This is a genomic window from Desulfurococcaceae archaeon MEX13E-LK6-19 (assembly GCA_029637525.1).
Classification (GTDB): domain Archaea; phylum Thermoproteota; class Thermoprotei_A; order Sulfolobales; family Desulfurococcaceae; genus MEX13ELK6-19.
Genome location: CP072660.1, coordinates 513,683 through 530,003, shown reverse-complemented (window position 1 = coordinate 530,003; position 16,321 = coordinate 513,683). Strand labels below are relative to the sequence as shown.

Sequence of the window (16,321 nt, the reverse complement as noted above, 5' to 3'; positions counted from 1 at the left end):
TGGTCCCTCAGTGTTAGCCGAAGAGGGCACCGAGACCAGACGCTAGGTCTTCTTCGCTAAGCTCTTCCTTTTCTTCCTCTTCTTTCTCCTCTTCCTTCTTCTCTTCTTTCTTTTCTTCAGCTGGTGCAGCAGCTGGAGCACCAGTCATAGGTGCTGCTAATGGTAGTGTAGCTGTCTCTAGAACTTTATCTATGTCTATCTCCTTTAGTGCTGCGACTAGAGCTTTTACTCTTACCTCATCTACTTGAATACCAGCTGCTTCAAGTATTTTCTTTATATTTTCTTCATTTATTTCCTTTTTAGCTTCACGTAGTAGTAGAGAGGCATATATGTACTCGATGACTCATCACCTCGTCTCTATGTCAACTTTCTCTTCGTGGATTCAAACTAGGGGTATAGGGTGTTTTAAATTTTTATGTATAATTGCAAGAGTAGGAAAAACAATTATCCAAATAGTGCACCAAGACCTGCTGATAAGTCCTCCTCAGTAACTTCCTCTTTTTCTTCCTCTTCTTTCTCCTCTTCCTTCTTCTCTTCTTTCTTCTCCTCCTTGGGGGCTTCCTTCTTTACCTCAAGTCCAAGCTCCGGAGCTTTTTCTGCAACAACACTAGCTAATGCCAATGCTTTACTGACAGCCCTAGCTAGTACATACTCTATGGTCTCTGGTGTTACGAAGCCTGCTTCAGCAGCTAGTACTATCGCTCTCACATATGCTTTCTTGAGGCTTAACTCTAATACCTCAGGTACAGGCCATGCTATTTCAACACCTATCTTCAGGGCGTTGTGATAAGCATTAATGATGTTATTCTTATACTCATCTAAGTTAAGCAATAGTTTGTCTCCCGGTATGACAAGACCGTCTTCAAAAGCCGCTTTTATCTTTATTTTAACTTCTTTAGGAGCAATTCCCAGCCTCTGCAAGAGACTAGCTAGGTCCTCAGATATCTTATCCCCAGGTTTTGCTACAACAACGTCTTTAGCTATCCAAATACTGTTCCCTTGGACTCTTATTGGGATTTTTAGTTTGCTAAAGGTACTAAGTATAGGACCCGGAGATAAACCAGTGTTTCCTGCAGGTACAACAATTTCTTTGTCAGCTATGTCTCCTGGCTTGTAGTATGTATAGGTCTTATGTTTCTCAAGCAGTAAGGCCAATTCAAACGGATTCATGTTGGTAAACAACAGTATGTTTTGTCCTTGAAGCAAATTGAATAATTCTTCGTTCTCAATGCCAATTCTCTTAAGAGCAATTTTCACCAAAGTATTCTTTGATACTCTAAAGTATACTTTCTTCCTAAGCTTCTTCTTGATTTGCTGTAGCTGTGCTGTTGGAAGACCTTCAAGATGTGCTAGTGCAAACACTTTGTATTGCTTAAACAGATTTACGAGAGTCTCAACTTCTTTTATCTTCCATTCAGGAATTTTTTCTGCACGTGGAACTCTAGTTACTTGGACAGCAGATACCATTACCACTCTACCCCGCTTTAACTTCTATAGGTGGACCCATGGTTGTCTTCACTATTACCTTGGCTATATTGTATGTAGGTGTTCTCAGCTTTGCTTCTATTGCTGAAAGCACTGATAAAGCATTCTCTGCGATGTCATCTGGGTTCATATCCTCCGCACCAATTCTACACATGATCTGTGGTTGATCCTTTGTTCTTATGAATACTGCCCTCTTATACCTTTCAATGATTGTTTTTATGTCGGCTGCTGGAGGTACTGGTACAGGTATCTTACCACGAGGACCAAGAGCTGGACCAAGTATTCTACCTGCTTGTGCCATTAAATCTGTTCTAACAAGAACCCAGTCACATTCCTGTGCTATCTTCTTGGCTTCTTTCTTGCCGAGAGACTGAAGCTCGCTCTTTGTTATTACCCTGTATGCTCCAGCCTCTTTCGCCTTCTCAACCATTTCACCGTCAGCTACAACACATACCTTTACTTCCTTGCTTATACCCTTTGGCAAGAATATTGTTTCTCTTATACGCCCCTCCGGGCTCCTTGGATCAACATCTCTAAGTACAATTATCATCTCAATACTCTGCTTGAAATTACGTTTAGGACTAGTTTCAATAGCTTTCTTTATTGCCTCAACAAGTTGTTCCTTACTAACAACGGGCATACATTTTTCACCTCATCACTCTTCCTCTTTCTCCCATTCTTCTTCATACTTTGCAAGAACACTATCATAAACACCTTCATCTATAAGTTTTGAGACCTCCTTAGGATCTTTACCATCAACAGTTATACCTATACTCCTAGCTGTACCAAGTATTGTTTTCACAGCTGCCTTCAGAGTTTTTGCTGTAAGCTGTTCTTTCTTCATTATGGCGATACGTATAATCTTCTCGATAGGTAAATCACCTATTTTCTGGTGGGCAGGGTCTCCTGGCGGCTGTTTTGCACCAACTTCTTTAAGTAGTAACGCCGTTGTAGTAGGCACACCTACTTTTACTTCAAATTTCTTTGTCTCGGTATCAACAATTATTTCCACGGGCACAGTAAGTCCTTCAAAAGGTTTTGTAGCTTCGTTTATTGCCTTAACCACTTCTACTACGTTAACACCCAGTGGAGATAGTGTCGGGCCTATGGGTGGCCCTGGAGTTGCCTTGCCACCCTCCACAAGTATCTTAACCGATTTTTTCGCCATATTACTCACCTGATTTCACTGGTTTCACGAAGTCAGCTGGGACTGTAATTGGTAACGGGAACTCCGCCTCTAAAATATTTAACACTACCTCATTCTTGTTCCTATCAACACTTACAACACGTGCTTTCATACCGCGGAAGGGACCAGCTATAACCTCAACTATATCTCCTTCTTTAACCATCTCTATGACGGGCTTGGGTTTAACCAGTTTCTCTATCTCTTCAGCTTTTATGATCCCCGGCGCTTTTCCTTTAACATACTTTATTTCTTTAACAAGAGGGTAAACTACATGGATACCCGGTGCCTCAACGATAACATAGCCTTTAATCTCAGGTGGGACAATTATAGATCTGACGTCAATTTCTCCACGCATACGGTGGGCACGGTTCTCCATAATTAACGCGACATCAATTTCCCTACCAGCAGTAGTTCTCACCGCATAGTATACTGATGGTTTCTTTTTTACTATATTGCTCATGTAGTTAATCACCTTTCTAGCTGGTCTGGTATGTTGGGAATAGGAAGAGGACAAACGCAACCCTAATTATGAAGGCTATTCCACCGACGAGAGTAAGTCCTAGGAACACCATTTTTGCTGTAGTCCAGTACTCTTCACGTGATGGTTTCTTAGCGAGCATTATTATTTTTCGCCAAACCTCGAAGAGCTCTTCGATATTCATTTCATACACTCTCAACAGTTCATTGCGGCAATATCTTGTCTACAAACTCCCTAATATTAAAAGGCTTTATATCTTTATATCCCTGGCCTACACCTATGAATATAACTGGTTTCTTTATCTCATACACTATACTTAATGGAACACCTCCTTGTTCATATGCATCAACTTTTGTTACAATAACTCCATCAACACCAACTGCTTCATCGAACATTTTAGCTTGCTCAATAGCGTCATTACCTGTTAAAGCATCTACAACAAGTATTTTCCGATGTGGTTTTGCCACTCTGACAATTTTACGGAGCTCCTCAACAAGATCTATATCTGTATGCATCCTCCCAGCTGTATCAATAAGTACAACATCATATCCTCTTTTCTCAGCATACTGTAATGCATCAAAAACTATAGCTGCAGGATCGGCACCATATTTGCCCATGAAAACAGGTATACCAAGTCTATCTCCATGAATTTTCAGTTGCTCCTGGGCGCCAGCTCTAAATGTGTCAGCAGCAACCATTAATGGCTTGAATCCCTTCTCTCTATACAGTAAAGCCAATTTGGCTATCGTTGTTGTTTTACCTACCCCATTAACGCCAAGGAATACTATTTTGTAAGGCTTATACTTCCTTGCCTCGCTAATTATATCTAGTTCCCCAGCATTCTTGAAGAACTCAACAATGGTTTCTCGTAAGAACTCGATAAGATCATTTCTTGTTTTTATAGAGCCTTCTTCAACATACTTCATAAGTTTTTCGGCAAGTTCTTCCGCAACACCATAAGCAACATCATTCTCTATTAACGAGATCTTGAGTTCTTCTATGGCCTCCTCTAACTCTTTTTTTGATGACAGAACCTTTACAGCTTTATTAATAAACGATGAAATAGCTTTCTTCAGTTTGTTGAACAATATAATCACCAGCGTACTACTTTAACCAGCGTACTACTTTAAACTGTATACCGGGAAGAATCAAGAGGCTACTATTCTAGAAAAATGTTTCCTTCAAGATTTCTGTTGCTCAGACACCGCTTGGGCTTGATAGAATGCTGCAGCAATTATTTGTTGCAAGTAGTTATACTCATTTAATGCTCTTGAAAGCTCTTGCTGTCTCATTCTAATGAGATTCTGTAAAGCACCTATTCTTTTAGAAATAATTTTCTCGGCTGTAGCACTATCTGTTTTAACATAATAGTTTCTCCCGATGTTTACAAGTAAGTTTTTGCTCCAAGAACCACTTATTTTTGCGGGAACAAAGACTGTAGCAAGCCTATCAACAGCTATTAGTGCTTCTCTTTCATCAGTTACTTCACTTAAGCCTTTTATTGATGCAAGAGCTAGTTGTAGCTCACTTAGTTCCTGAGCCAGCGTATTAACTTGATTCTGAAGTATCTCTATGTATCCTCTTAACTCATTAATTCTAGCAAGTAGAGCATTTACATCGATTTCCCTTTTTTCTTCACTAGTTTTTTTGCTCATTGTTTAACAAACCTCGTTAGTTTAAGTATTTGTAAGATTGCCGGATCTGTGACTTCATCTGGTGTTATCTCTTTCACACTAGTTATCCTTATGTGTCTCCTCCTTAATTTATGGTTGCTTCCCAACTCAGAGTATACTTTTTCTAGCGCATCACTTTCCTTTACCGCTGTTACTTCTTTAACGAATTTTTGCCACGTAGGATTCCTATCATGACTTATCAACATATATCCTTCAATTCTATAGATCTTTACACTAAGGCTCATAGCTAATCACCTACCCCGAGACCTCTTTGAATCCTCATTATCTCGGGTCCTGTTGTCAACTCACCTACTAAAGCACCGTACTTATTTGCTATTAAACCTGTCTTTATAAAAGGTATTCCTGAGTTAACTGTTGCTCTCTCAAGACTAAATCCTAGAAGCGACTCTAGTTCAGACAATTCTTCATCACTCACATCAGGGTGTATCACACCGCCCTTGTTTGTTATAACAGCTAACGAGCCCGGTATACTCAGCCCCATAATAGTCTTTCTAACAACTTCAACGCCAGCTATATCCTCTATTCTTTTCGCTTCATGTTCTTCCACACTTGGAGATAATAGGCATACCTTATCATTCATTAGAATAATGTTTCCTAATGCTGTATGCCTTGATTCAAGTACATGAGTATTTATCCCATACTTCTTTAATGTACTAGACAAATACTCCAATTCTTCATCGAGAATGTTTCTAGGAACAATAACGGCATTATTGTTTCCAGCAACCATTATACCATTTATTATGGTACCAGCAATTTTTGTCTCAAGAAGCTCTACATTAAGTGTCTCCATAATCATTTTCTTTTCATTCTCAGTTAAACCAGGTGGAACAATAGCTATTGTATCGTTTACAAACACGTACACACCAATATTAGGGTTCCCAAGTATGCTGAGCCTGTTTAATGCCATTTTTCCTACCGCCAAAAACAACTTCTACATATGGGTTAAAATAGGAATATCATCAGGAGGGACAACGGCTACTTAGCAAGCCTCACAATAGCTGTTTTCTCTTCATCAATATACTCTACTTCTACTTTTACTCTCCTAGGGGGTTTCTCTATACCTCTACTCCAAATGTACATATTGACTTCATTATCAATTACGACTCGTTCAGCATTCTTTATATGCCTTTTAATAAATTCACGTAACAACCTGACAGCACGTTTAGCCCTATTCTTCCTACGTCCCCAGTACACCCGATATAAGGGAACGGTATAGATTCTTGTCTCTCCCCTCTTCTCCTCAGACAACTATACGCACCCCCATGCCTAGGCCTTTAACTTTGTTCTTCTCCAGTGTCTGAGCCTAAACCCTCTTCTAACTTTTAACCTAGTCTTTACAGTAACCCATATGGGTATAGGTTTGTTACTATTATAGGCGGCTGCGAGCCTGAGTTTCTTTCCTAAAGGCTTATTGCGTGCCATCAGCATCACCTTTTCTTTATTTCATTACTTTTCTTTTATCCTAATACGCGTCTCTCTATGTGTTTGCTCATATATGCTAGCAAGAAGCTCCTTTAAAACATCATCTGTTATAGGTATATTTATCCTACGGCTTTGGGCTAGGGCTATTAATTGATCCTCTATTGCCTCGGCTAGCTCAGGTTTTACAAGTCTTAAATTGGCAAGACGTTCACGTGCTTTTGGTGTAAGAATAGATCTCAATAACATTTCTTTCTGTAATCTTAACTGACGTCTTCTTTCTTCTTCTTGTAGTCTCCTCTGCAACTCCATGAGCTTTCTTTGTTTTATCGCCTCCAGCTCCTCATCGTAAGACAAAAATACTCACCTCTTCTTAACCTGGCTTGGAGGCAGATACTTTACTAGTTCAGGGTTTTGTTTGACAAGTTCTTTCATGATCTGGAAAGCTAGATTATCTAGCAAGGCTCTACCAGCTGGTGTAAGTGTCCTTCCCTTGCCGGGTATCTTCTTTACAAGATTAGCTCTCTCAAGCTGTTGAAGGATCTTCCTTACTATGCTACCGCTTCCTTTAACAAAATGTTCTGGTGCAACACCATAGTTCTTTCTGCCACCATATATAGTCCTGAATCTCTCTATACCAATTGGTTCACCGCTCTTGTAAAGCTTCCTTAGAATAGATGCGGCTCTATAATACCACCAGTCTGGATCCTGTGGAGGCTTTTCTTTATGGGCACCAGTCTTAACCATGTAAGCCCATACTGGAGGCTTGACTGCTGGTACATGCTCTTTTAGGTACTCTGCAAGCCTCTTTATCAGCATATCTGCAGGTACTTCGAGAGCTGTAACCATTCCAGCACCCTCCTTTCACTAATCCACTAAGCTAGGGTTAATCTTCTATCCTTCTTTTATACTTTATATTATCCTCTCCTCTACCAACATGCTTTACAAGTATAAATGTTCTACCCCGCACTTCCACTAAACGTGCACCAGCCCTATTAGCTACTTCACGTGCCAACGAACGCCTATCAAGACCTGTTACTACAAGAGCTGACTTGAGTATTCTTACCTTGACTACCTTATTACGCTCAAGTCTTTTCTTAATCTCTTCAATAACTTCTTTAGTTATACCCTTCTTACCTATGTTTACATCACACTTGCTTGACGCTTTTTTCATCTTAATTAATTCCTTTATCGACGGGCTTTTATCATGTACCTTCTCTTCCATCCACATAGCAGGCAAGTCACCACAACTCTACTTCCCTTACCCTCGCTCTGTATACGTACTCTAGCTGTTAAACCGGGTACTAAAGGTATATGACAATTCCTACAGTATCCTCTCCTAATATTCTTAGGGGGTCTCGTTCTTGTCCTCAAGGATATAGCCACTATGATATCTACATATCTTCTAGCTAACTCCAAATCACCTTTTCTAACCATATCAACAGCCATGCTATAGAGTAGCTTCATACGCTGTATAGCAAGATCCTTAAGCAACTGCTTTCGTTTACTCAAAAATAATTACCCCAATCCCTTTCTAAAATAATCAACACCCTTAATAGTGTACTTATAGTAAACTAACATAAAACATTTTGCGAAGAAACCTCTCCCTGGGTGTGTAAAAGGGATGCTGTATATGGTGCTAATAGAGTCTTCGCTTGAACTAGTACCAAAAGAAATCTGGGGTCATCCCGCTGTACTAAAAAATGCACGTAGGAGAGGAAAGAAGCCAGGAGAGATACTATTAGACACAAGCATTCATTACCATGCAATGAAGACTTTAAAGAATAGAGAGAAAAGAGGGCGGCCCGACATAGTACATATCTCTCTTCTTAATGCACTTAGTTCGCCATTGAACTTAGAGGGGAAACTAAGAATATACGTCCATACATTAAATGACTATGTTATATTCATTAGAAGAGACGTAAGAATACCACGTAACTACAATAGATTTGTCGGCTTAATGGAGCAATTGCTTACAGTAGGGAAAGTCCCTCCGGATCAATCGCAACCGTTAATGTATGTAAAAGATATGAGTATACAAGATCTCTTAGATACTCTTGGAAGAAAACTAATACTACTAAGTGAAACAGGTACACTCATGGCTCCAGAAAAAATTGCAAAGAAAATTAGTGATGGAAACTATATTGTCGGCATAGGAGGGTTTCCCCACGGTGATTTTCGTAGAGAAATCTATGATATAGCTGACGAAGTCTATGCTATATACCCCAAACCTCTTGACACATGGGTTGTTGTCTCAAGGATCATAGAAGCGTATGAGAGAGTGATAGGGATATATCCTGTGTAAAGCATGAAGCCATAAGTAATTTAATAAGGTGGTAGAGCAGGGCCCGCGCGGTTATGCCGCCGCCGGGATTTGAACCCGGGTCACGGGCTCGAGAGGCCCGCATACTTGGCCGGGCTATACTACGGCGGCTCCCGCCTTTTATGAATGATACCTAGATAGGTTTTTAATAGTTTTCCATTAAGAGATCAAGCCTCGGAGGATCTCAATCATCACCTTGATTTTATTCTTAACAACACTTATTTTCTCATATATTTCACGTCTCCAAAACCAGGCTAAACTAACAACAATAACTTGTCCAAAATCTATTGTAACAGTATAATATCCATTCTTTCCTTCAACTATTACGAATGGATAAATTGTTATGTTTTCTATACCCGATACCATAGATATTATGTAGTAATGAAGTACGAGTATTACCAGAAGAATAGAAGTAGAAACTATTCTAACATACTTACCAGTCGTTAAGCCAGTGACAATCAGCAGTACTATTATTAGTACAGCAATAATGTTTTGAAGGAAATATATTGTTCCAATAACCTCATTATACATTACTCTCACCTTATCATGATCTCCGGGTAAATGTAGTCTAACTACACTATCCTAGTACCAGATAAATACCGGGTTTAAGTAATAGAGTTTCCTGGTGGATATTGTTTGAAAGCTGCTGTACTATACAAACCTGCGCCAATTGAGTCAGATCCTCTTGTTTATACTGATGTCGAAAAGCCTGAGCCTAAAGAAGACGAGGTTCTTTTAAGAGTAAAATGCTGTGGCGTTTGTCGTACAGATCTCCACATTATCGAGAACGAACTTAAACCAGTTAAGTTACCCTTGATACCAGGTCATCAGGTTATAGGTGTTGTGGAAGAGGTTGGTGAGAACGTTACCACAGTGAAAAAAGGCGATAGAGTAGGTGTACCATGGCTTTACTGGGCTTGTGGTAAGTGTAAGTATTGTAGACAAGGACTCGAGAATCTCTGCGATAAAGCATTATTTACAGGATATAGTGTAGATGGGGGCTATGCTGAATACATGGTTGCCAAGGAGGGGTTTGTTCACCCAATACCTCCTGAATATGATGATTATCATGCTGCCCCGCTTTTATGTGGAGGAGCAATAGGATATCGTGCATTAAAACTAACAGGACTATTAGAGAAAGGAGGTAAACTAGGACTATACGGGTTTGGCTCATCAGCCCACATGATCATACAAATAGCGCTAAATAAAGGTCTCGAAGTCTATGTCTTCACGAGATCCAAAGAAAGACAAGAACACGCACTTGAACTAGGGGCTAAATGGGCTGGAACACCTGTTGATAGATCGCCTGAGAAACTTGATGCCGCAATAATCTTTGCCCCCGCAGGTTGGGTGGTAAAAGAAGCATTAAAGAATCTTGATAAGGGTGGACGACTTGTTTTAGGAGGAATATACATGACTCCCATAGAGAGGCTAGAATATGAGCTTCTATGGCTTGAAAGAGAAATAAAGAGTGTAGCTAATGTTACGAGAAGTGATGTAAGAGAGTTCCTTCAAGAGGCTGCAAAAGCAAAAGTTAAAACAACAATAAACTTATACCCGCTTAAGGACGCAAATAAGGCTTTGCAAGACCTTAAACACGGTGAAATAAAAGGATCAGCTGTACTCAAAATACAATAACGCTTTCTTTCATTCTTTGAGCCGCATCTTCTATATTAAGTATCTTAAAAGACTATGTGTGTACAACACTGAATACTTATAAAACTTTAAGAGAATAAGCAAAAAGGTGCAATATTATGAAATTCAAGCTAACACCATTAAGAACTCCAATAGAATCCAGGGAATCAGAGAAGTATGATGTCGTAATTGTTGGCGGTGGACCAGCTGGTTTAACAGCCGCTCTTTACTCTGCACGTTACGGACTAAAAACTGTTGTTATAACGAAACTTATTGGCGGTTTAGTTACAGAAGCTACAGTTATAGACGACTACATAGGTTTACCCGAGATCTCTGGGCAAGATCTAGTCAACAAATTTGTTGCCCACGTGAGAAAATATAATGTACCAATAATCATCGACGAAGTTGCGAATGTTAGTAAACAGAACGATCTATGGTGCGTTGAAACACGTATGGGAAGAAAATACTGTGGATACGCAGTAATACTAGCTATTGGAAGCGAGAAACGTAAACTTGGTGTTCCGGGTGAAAAGGAACTTGTTGGAAGAGGAGTTTCATATTGTGCTACATGCGATGGACCCTTATTCAAAGGAAAAACTGTTGCTGTAGTTGGCGGCGGAAACTCAGCATTAATTTCAGCCCTATATCTAGCTGAGCTAGCCTCAAAAGTATATTTAATTCATAGAAGAAGCGAGTTCAGAGCTTTCCCTGTGTATGTAGAGAAAGCAAAATCAAATCCTAGAATAGAATTCCTTCTAAACAGCATTGTTACAGAGATCATTGGTGAGAATAAGGTGGAAGCAATAAAGATCAAGAATACTATCTCGGGCGAAGAAAAAATACTCAAAGTCGACGGCATATTCATTGAAATAGGACTTCAACCACCCACTGACTTCTTTAGAAAAATCGGAATCGAAGTTGATGAAAATGGTTTCGCAAAAGTAAAACCGGATATGAGCACAAATCTTCCAGGAATATACGTAGCAGGCGATGCAGCAGGAGGAGAATGTAAGTACAGATTTGAGCAAATTATAACAGCCGCAGCCGATGGAGCAAAAGCAGCTGATGCTGCATTCAAATACATCACAAAAATAAAACAAAAACAATAATTTCCACAATAGGTCTTCTGTTGAAAATATTTTGCAAAGTAGCTCGGACGCAATATATTGACTGTTTTTATACTTCAACACTTAGTCAATAGCTCTTTAACTTCTCTTGTCCCTTTCTCTAAAGCTTCAGCCTGCTCGACATCAAGTTTCTTAAGAAGTTCTAAAAGCTCGCCGACATGTACTTTCTCTTCTTCTGCTATATCCTCTAATACCTTCTTTACACCCGCGTCATCTACAGCACTAGCTAGTTGCAAATACAAGTTTATAGCATCAAGTTCTCCTATAATAGCAAGTCTCAATGCTTGAGCTATACTATCTTTGTCAAGCTTTTTCCCGGAAGCGATATCTAGTGGATTCTTAGATAACATACAGATAATCACCATAATACTATCTTTCCAATACCCTTTTTATCCTCACATAAATACTTCTTTCCTTAAAACTATGGCAAGACCCATCAGACAATTTTACAGTGGGCAAAACAATAATCATGAAAGAACTAAACTTATGTGAATACATACTTCAAACTAACTTCGCACAACAGGATCTTTAAGGGTAATATTATGGTGCGGCGGCCGGGATTTGAACCCGGGATCTCCGGCTTGGGGGGCCGGCGTCCTAGTCCAGGCTAGACGACCGCCGCATCCTATTCGTTTATACTCTAGAGGGTATGTGAGGTTTTATTTTTAATCGTCATTATCGTTTTGGGACTGGGTTTATAACCCACAGTCTTGTAGTTCATTAATGATAGTGATGAAAAGAGGGTCTCTTGAACCGGAAGTGGTTATGATGAGAGCCGGAAATACTGACACCTATTCATTTAGGCTACTATCAAATACCAATACACGTCTTGCTAAAATTAAGTTTCTATCCAAGTAATCAAGTGTGAGGTTAAATCAATATGGGGCAGTATTCTAGAGCCTATGGATTCGAGGAAGCATTAAAAATACGTAGACCAGCTACAAACGATATGGCAATAAGGATGGGTGTAATAAGTCCTGACAGAATTATTCTCCACAACTACCCTATAGGAAACCCTATATCCGCTTTTAATGCAGGTGCAGTGTATTTACAGGAGATTGATGCTCTCAAACTATATGTAAGGATCATACTTGGCTACTACATGTATGTAAGCTATATAGCCGAATTAACTGTTCCTCTAGACGATGTATTTGACGGCTATATCAACACAAACCGCTACACTGGAGATATAGTCATATATCCATCAACAAAATATGATGTATGGGGTACCGAAGACCCCAGAGTATATGAGCTTGATGGACAATTATTCATGACATATACAGGTAGATCGATAAATTACTTTAATCCAAGAGTATATAAAAATAGAACATTACCTGTAACAGCTGTTTACAACAAAGAATTAAAGACATGGGTAAAGAAATACGTCTTTGTTCTATCAGAAGAAAAATTCCCAGAAACAATAAGTAACAAAGACGCCTTCCTACACAAAACAGGCAACGGGGAATTCTATCTTTTCCATAGACCACACTTCTCCGACGACGAATTCTTTCTCTTTATCAGTAAGATCGATAAGGATGAACTTACACACGATGGTGCTGGAATAAAAGAAGTCAAAATAGAGAGTGCCATAGAAGTTCTGGAGCCTTCGCCTTTCGAGAGTAAATTAGGATGGGCTTCTCCCCCAATAAATATAGATAAAGACCGTGCTATAGTATTCGTCCATGCCGTTGACAGCGATCTTGTTGTCTATAGAGTATTCGCATTATTGCTCAGACTTTCCAAAGAAGAAGTAGTTATAGAAGCCGTTACACCAAGGTATATCATGGAGCCACGTCATCCTTACGAATTAGTTGGAGATAGACCACTAACAATCTTCCCATGCGGATCAGTGAAAATAGATGAAAACACAATTGTAATGACCTATGGAGCTGGAGACTTTATGGTAGGAATAGCGCTAATTTCACTCAACGAAGTCCTTAGTGAGCTCGATAACGGTAGAATATACTAGGAATACTAGCCGGTTTCTCGAGAACCACGTTGAAGAGCTCTATGAACATTTTTGCTACAACCTCATCACTATATTTCAATGCAAGTTTTTTAGCCTCCCTACTAACATATTCCCTTAATTCATCGTTCTCGATTAGTGCAACTATCTTCTCATATAAGTCTATAGTATTACCTAAAGGATATTTTACAACAGGTCCTATACCATCACCATTAACTTGTATGTATTCAAAATATCGTGTATCAGGAACAACAGTTGGTGTACCCGCATATAATATCTGATTTAGTGTTGAAGATAACACTACTGCACGTGTTTCTCCTTTTGGTAGCAGATGGATATCTGCACCCATTACAAGACTGTATATAGTCCTTATATCCGGTCTCATAACTGTTTGAATAATCCATTTCTCATTGAAAGGTATTTTTCCATCACTTCTTATGATCCAGTACACGAAATCGTATTTCTTCTTAAGTTTTCTAAGAACTCTAATGTAATCCAAGTATTCGACAATAGGTTGTCTACCATATGTTATGAATAAAATCTTTCCTTTAGCAAAATCCGGTCTTCGAGGTAATACGTCATTAATTATGGCGTATGGATAAGGTATAATCACAGTTTTTCTAACAATTTTTTCTCCAAAGAACTTTATTATTTCATCTATAAATCTCTTGTCGAAAACTACTATAGCATCCCATTCAATTTCCATTAATGGCTCTGTATCTCTTATATATCCTAGATGCGTAATCAGTATTAATGGGGCTCTTTTTCTAATTCTTTTTGCAATCTTTTTGAATTCTTCTACAGGAAATCTGTTATAAGCTTCGACAATAAATACATCAAAATCCTCCTTAAAGATCTCTACAGCATTTATCTTCCCTCCAAAAGGATAACTGTACTCATCGGTTTCTTCAAACACTCTATGAACCCAGGGCTCATCTTCAACATCGATGTGACGATGATGCCAATCCTTGTCTGCAGATGATAATGTTGGTGCAAATACTACGATCTTATGACCTAGCTCAATAAGCTTTCTACCAATAAGTTCAGCATGCAAACTTACACCACATGTCGCGTTCCACCTACCCATTATCGCGATTTTCATGACCATCACCTCCCCGTGCATCATTTATTCTACCAACTAGGGTCCAGTATAGTGGCGTATATACAAGCAACGAGTAGCTATAGAGATACGTATTCGGTGTATCTACAACCGCGCCACTATACTGACTCGGTTATACAGAATACCAGATCCTGCTTATCAATCTTACTTCGATCCAAAATATGAGAAGAACTATACTCCCAACCCGGCAATACGCTTTGCTCGATGTATCACTTCTCTACTAATTTTTCTACCAATAATACGTTCTATCTCAGCAATAATTTCATCTAATTTAGTTTCTCCCTTAACTAACATCAAACCAATATACCAAGCAATATCTCTATTCGTCATAACTGAGATAACTGCTTCACGTAAAGTCATTCTATCGATGAGAACCTTTAATAATATTTCAAGAACCCGATTAAGCCTATGGGGAACAGCCATTTTAATACCATCAATTTCTATGTGATAAGAATTAATTGAAAGATTACATTCTTTCTCCAGCATATTAATTAATTTTGTAGTAGCTTTTTTCAAAGGTTTATCTCGATCAACTATACCACCTATAATGAATATAGAGGAATTTAACACTACTTTTTCATTAAGAGCTTCCTCCGCATAAGGATCAAGAGCCACTACATGTTTGGTATCATTAATAATATTACAGACTTCTTGACGTGTTAGATACAGTACTCTATTTGGTTTAGCGTGTTTCTCTATCACACTAATTAGCTCTTGAGGAGTGTCAACAAAAACAAGGTGTCTATCCCACAACCATCTTCTAACAACATTAACCATTAGACCTAGCTGCAGTCCAAGTCTTTTTCTATCACTGAGAGTATGCTCATGGTATAAGCTATTCAACACTAAAAACAATGGTTTAGAAGGAAGAATTCTTTCTATATCCTCATATATCACGTCTTTGCCTGGGTAAATAATTTCCGATTCCACTTCTCCTTTTCTTCCAAGGAATACTATTTTCTCATTATTATAGTCTTTTTCAATAATAACTCTACCTTTTATTTTACCAATGCCCAAACCTTCTCTGTAAATAAGCATGTCTACTAGTAATGCTTGGAGAGGATTTACATAGAAAAAATTCTTTCTGAGTAAACGATTCTTAGATACATATATCTTCTTGTTTTTCACTAAATCTAGAACATAATACCATAATGGTTTATAGCTCACCAAGTTTCTGTATCTCCCTACTGGCTTCTTCAAGATCTTTATGTGTATCTATACTCTTCCAGAATATTTCTGTATACTTTACCGCTCCTAACTTACCTGCTTCAGCCATTTTTGGAAACGCCGTCCTCTCTATATCTCCTTTTTCAGGCAAATACTTGAAGACCTCAGGCGTCATCGCGTATACTCCTGCATTAATCCAGTAGTCAGAAAGTTTTGGTTTTTCATGAAAACCTACTATACGATCTCCTCTTATTTCTAAAACACCATAGGGACTAGGCAAGGGTATTGCCGCTAGTACAGCAGCATATCCAGCTTTTTTCACTGTCTCAACAAGTTTTAGCGGGTTAAGATTAGTTACTATATCTCCATTAAGTGCTATGAATACATCCTCTCTTGATAGTATATGTTCAGCGTTTTTCAACGCACCACCTGTACCAAGAGGTTCATCTTCAACAACATAAGTAACTTTTACACCGAGCCTAGACCCGCTTCCTATATACTCAATAATCTTTTCTTTTCTATAACCGACAAGCAACACAAATTCATCAAATCCATACTTTTTTAACCATAAAATCTGCCATTCAAGAATAGGCTTACCCGCCACAGGGACAAGCGGTTTAGGGACCTCTTCAGTATACGGTCTTAATCTTTTCCCGAATCCTCCAACCAGAATAGCTACCATCATTACCGTACACCTCTTGGTTGAACTCTTTTCCCAGCA

25 protein-coding genes and 2 tRNA genes are annotated in these 16,321 nt (G+C 38.9%); 4 read left to right on the top strand and 23 right to left on the bottom strand.

What is annotated here, in order from left to right; translation table 11 throughout:
• Positions 1-13 precede the first annotated feature (13 nt).
• From rpl12p to J4526_02965, 16 genes are all read right to left on the bottom strand, one after another.
• Positions 14-340 (bottom strand): 50S ribosomal protein P1, encoded by a 327-nt coding sequence (rpl12p, locus tag J4526_03040; protein WFO76300.1) that lies wholly within the window; start codon positions 338-340, stop codon positions 14-16.
• Positions 341-444: 104 nt separating this feature from the next.
• Positions 445-1,467, bottom strand: a complete 1,023-nt coding sequence (locus tag J4526_03035; protein WFO75850.1) for a 50S ribosomal protein L10 — start codon at positions 1,465-1,467, stop codon at positions 445-447.
• A 7-nt stretch (positions 1,468-1,474) separates the two neighbouring features.
• Positions 1,475-2,125, bottom strand: coding sequence for a 50S ribosomal protein L1 (locus tag J4526_03030; protein WFO75849.1), 651 nt, complete (start codon positions 2,123-2,125; stop codon positions 1,475-1,477).
• Between the two features lie 15 nt (positions 2,126-2,140).
• The gene (locus J4526_03025; GenBank protein WFO75848.1) at positions 2,141-2,653 is read right to left on the bottom strand and encodes a 50S ribosomal protein L11; all 513 of its coding nucleotides are present in this window, start codon (positions 2,651-2,653) and stop codon (positions 2,141-2,143) included.
• Between the two features lies 1 nt (position 2,654).
• Positions 2,655-3,131, bottom strand: a complete 477-nt coding sequence (locus tag J4526_03020) for a transcription elongation factor Spt5 (protein WFO75847.1) — start codon at positions 3,129-3,131, stop codon at positions 2,655-2,657.
• 16 nt (positions 3,132-3,147) lie between these two features.
• Positions 3,148-3,333 (bottom strand): protein translocase SEC61 complex subunit gamma, encoded by a 186-nt coding sequence (locus tag J4526_03015; GenBank protein ID WFO75846.1) that lies wholly within the window; start codon positions 3,331-3,333, stop codon positions 3,148-3,150.
• Between the two features lie 19 nt (positions 3,334-3,352).
• Complete coding sequence (ftsY, locus tag J4526_03010; GenBank protein WFO75845.1) at positions 3,353-4,237, bottom strand: signal recognition particle-docking protein FtsY; 885 nt, start codon at positions 4,235-4,237, stop codon at positions 3,353-3,355.
• A gap of 93 nt (positions 4,238-4,330) precedes the next feature.
• Complete coding sequence (gene pfdA, locus J4526_03005) at positions 4,331-4,804, bottom strand: prefoldin subunit alpha (protein ID WFO75844.1); 474 nt, start codon at positions 4,802-4,804, stop codon at positions 4,331-4,333.
• Positions 4,801-5,067 (bottom strand): 50S ribosomal protein L18a, encoded by a 267-nt coding sequence (locus tag J4526_03000; protein WFO75843.1) that lies wholly within the window; start codon positions 5,065-5,067, stop codon positions 4,801-4,803. Before J4526_03000 ends, pfdA begins: the two co-directional genes overlap by 4 nt.
• 2 nt (positions 5,068-5,069) lie before the next feature.
• Positions 5,070-5,750, bottom strand: coding sequence for a translation initiation factor IF-6 (locus J4526_02995; GenBank protein ID WFO75842.1), 681 nt, complete (start codon positions 5,748-5,750; stop codon positions 5,070-5,072).
• Positions 5,751-5,818: 68 nt separating this feature from the next.
• Positions 5,819-6,091 carry a 50S ribosomal protein L31e gene (locus J4526_02990; protein ID WFO75841.1) on the bottom strand — a complete coding sequence of 91 codons (273 nt, stop codon included), beginning with the start codon at positions 6,089-6,091 and terminating at the stop codon, positions 5,819-5,821.
• An 18-nt stretch (positions 6,092-6,109) separates the two neighbouring features.
• Entirely contained in the window at positions 6,110-6,265 is a 156-nt protein-coding gene (locus tag J4526_02985; GenBank protein ID WFO75840.1) for a 50S ribosomal protein L39e, read from the bottom strand.
• 24 nt (positions 6,266-6,289) lie between these two features.
• Positions 6,290-6,619 carry a DNA-binding protein gene (locus J4526_02980; GenBank protein ID WFO75839.1) on the bottom strand — a complete coding sequence of 110 codons (330 nt, stop codon included), beginning with the start codon at positions 6,617-6,619 and terminating at the stop codon, positions 6,290-6,292.
• A gap of 6 nt (positions 6,620-6,625) precedes the next feature.
• The gene (locus tag J4526_02975) at positions 6,626-7,111 is read right to left on the bottom strand and encodes a 30S ribosomal protein S19e (protein ID WFO75838.1); all 486 of its coding nucleotides are present in this window, start codon (positions 7,109-7,111) and stop codon (positions 6,626-6,628) included.
• 37 nt (positions 7,112-7,148) lie between these two features.
• Entirely contained in the window at positions 7,149-7,493 is a 345-nt protein-coding gene (locus J4526_02970; protein WFO75837.1) for a YhbY family RNA-binding protein, read from the bottom strand.
• Positions 7,451-7,729, bottom strand: coding sequence for a ribonuclease P (locus tag J4526_02965; protein ID WFO76299.1), 279 nt, complete (start codon positions 7,727-7,729; stop codon positions 7,451-7,453). Before J4526_02965 ends, J4526_02970 begins: the two co-directional genes overlap by 43 nt.
• 157 nt (positions 7,730-7,886) lie before the next feature.
• Here J4526_02965 and J4526_02960 point away from each other — a divergent pair, with 157 nt between their 5' ends.
• Positions 7,887-8,567, top strand: coding sequence for a 16S rRNA methyltransferase (locus tag J4526_02960; protein WFO75836.1), 681 nt, complete (start codon positions 7,887-7,889; stop codon positions 8,565-8,567).
• 54 nt (positions 8,568-8,621) lie between these two features.
• Here the strand turns inward: J4526_02960 and J4526_02955 are convergent.
• Positions 8,622-8,696, bottom strand: a tRNA-Glu gene (locus tag J4526_02955).
• Between the two features lie 48 nt (positions 8,697-8,744).
• Positions 8,745-9,116: a hypothetical protein gene (locus J4526_02950; GenBank protein WFO75835.1), complete on the bottom strand. Its 372-nt coding sequence runs from the start codon at positions 9,114-9,116 to the stop codon at positions 8,745-8,747.
• A 105-nt stretch (positions 9,117-9,221) separates the two neighbouring features.
• On the opposite strand from J4526_02950, the gene J4526_02945 reads away from it, so the two are divergent.
• Both J4526_02945 and trxB read left to right on the top strand, forming a co-directional pair.
• Complete coding sequence (locus J4526_02945) at positions 9,222-10,223, top strand: zinc-dependent alcohol dehydrogenase family protein (protein ID WFO75834.1); 1,002 nt, start codon at positions 9,222-9,224, stop codon at positions 10,221-10,223.
• A gap of 116 nt (positions 10,224-10,339) precedes the next feature.
• Positions 10,340-11,329, top strand: a complete 990-nt coding sequence (gene trxB, locus J4526_02940; GenBank protein ID WFO75833.1) for a thioredoxin-disulfide reductase — start codon at positions 10,340-10,342, stop codon at positions 11,327-11,329.
• A 74-nt stretch (positions 11,330-11,403) separates the two neighbouring features.
• On the opposite strand, the gene J4526_02935 is transcribed toward trxB, so the two are convergent.
• Both J4526_02935 and J4526_02930 read right to left on the bottom strand, forming a co-directional pair.
• Positions 11,404-11,697, bottom strand: coding sequence for a rubrerythrin (locus tag J4526_02935; GenBank protein WFO75832.1), 294 nt, complete (start codon positions 11,695-11,697; stop codon positions 11,404-11,406).
• Positions 11,698-11,890: 193 nt separating this feature from the next.
• Positions 11,891-11,969, bottom strand: a tRNA-Gly gene (locus tag J4526_02930).
• Positions 11,970-12,227: 258 nt separating this feature from the next.
• Between J4526_02930 and J4526_02925 the strand changes: the two genes are divergently transcribed.
• The gene (locus tag J4526_02925; protein ID WFO75831.1) at positions 12,228-13,316 is read left to right on the top strand and encodes a glycosidase; all 1,089 of its coding nucleotides are present in this window, start codon (positions 12,228-12,230) and stop codon (positions 13,314-13,316) included.
• On the opposite strand, the gene J4526_02920 is transcribed toward J4526_02925, so the two are convergent.
• The 3 genes from J4526_02920 to J4526_02910 all read right to left on the bottom strand — a co-directional run bounded on the left by J4526_02920 (position 13,285) and on the right by J4526_02910 (position 16,285).
• The gene (locus J4526_02920) at positions 13,285-14,439 is read right to left on the bottom strand and encodes a glycosyltransferase family 4 protein (protein WFO75830.1); all 1,155 of its coding nucleotides are present in this window, start codon (positions 14,437-14,439) and stop codon (positions 13,285-13,287) included. The two genes, J4526_02925 and J4526_02920, sit on opposite strands and share 32 nt — an antisense overlap.
• Before the next feature lie 165 nt (positions 14,440-14,604).
• Positions 14,605-15,603, bottom strand: a complete 999-nt coding sequence (locus J4526_02915) for a hypothetical protein (GenBank protein WFO75829.1) — start codon at positions 15,601-15,603, stop codon at positions 14,605-14,607.
• Positions 15,590-16,285: a nucleotidyltransferase family protein gene (locus tag J4526_02910; GenBank protein ID WFO75828.1), complete on the bottom strand. Its 696-nt coding sequence runs from the start codon at positions 16,283-16,285 to the stop codon at positions 15,590-15,592. The genes J4526_02915 and J4526_02910 overlap by 14 nt, the downstream gene beginning before the upstream one ends.
• Between the last annotated feature and the right edge of the window lie 36 nt (positions 16,286-16,321).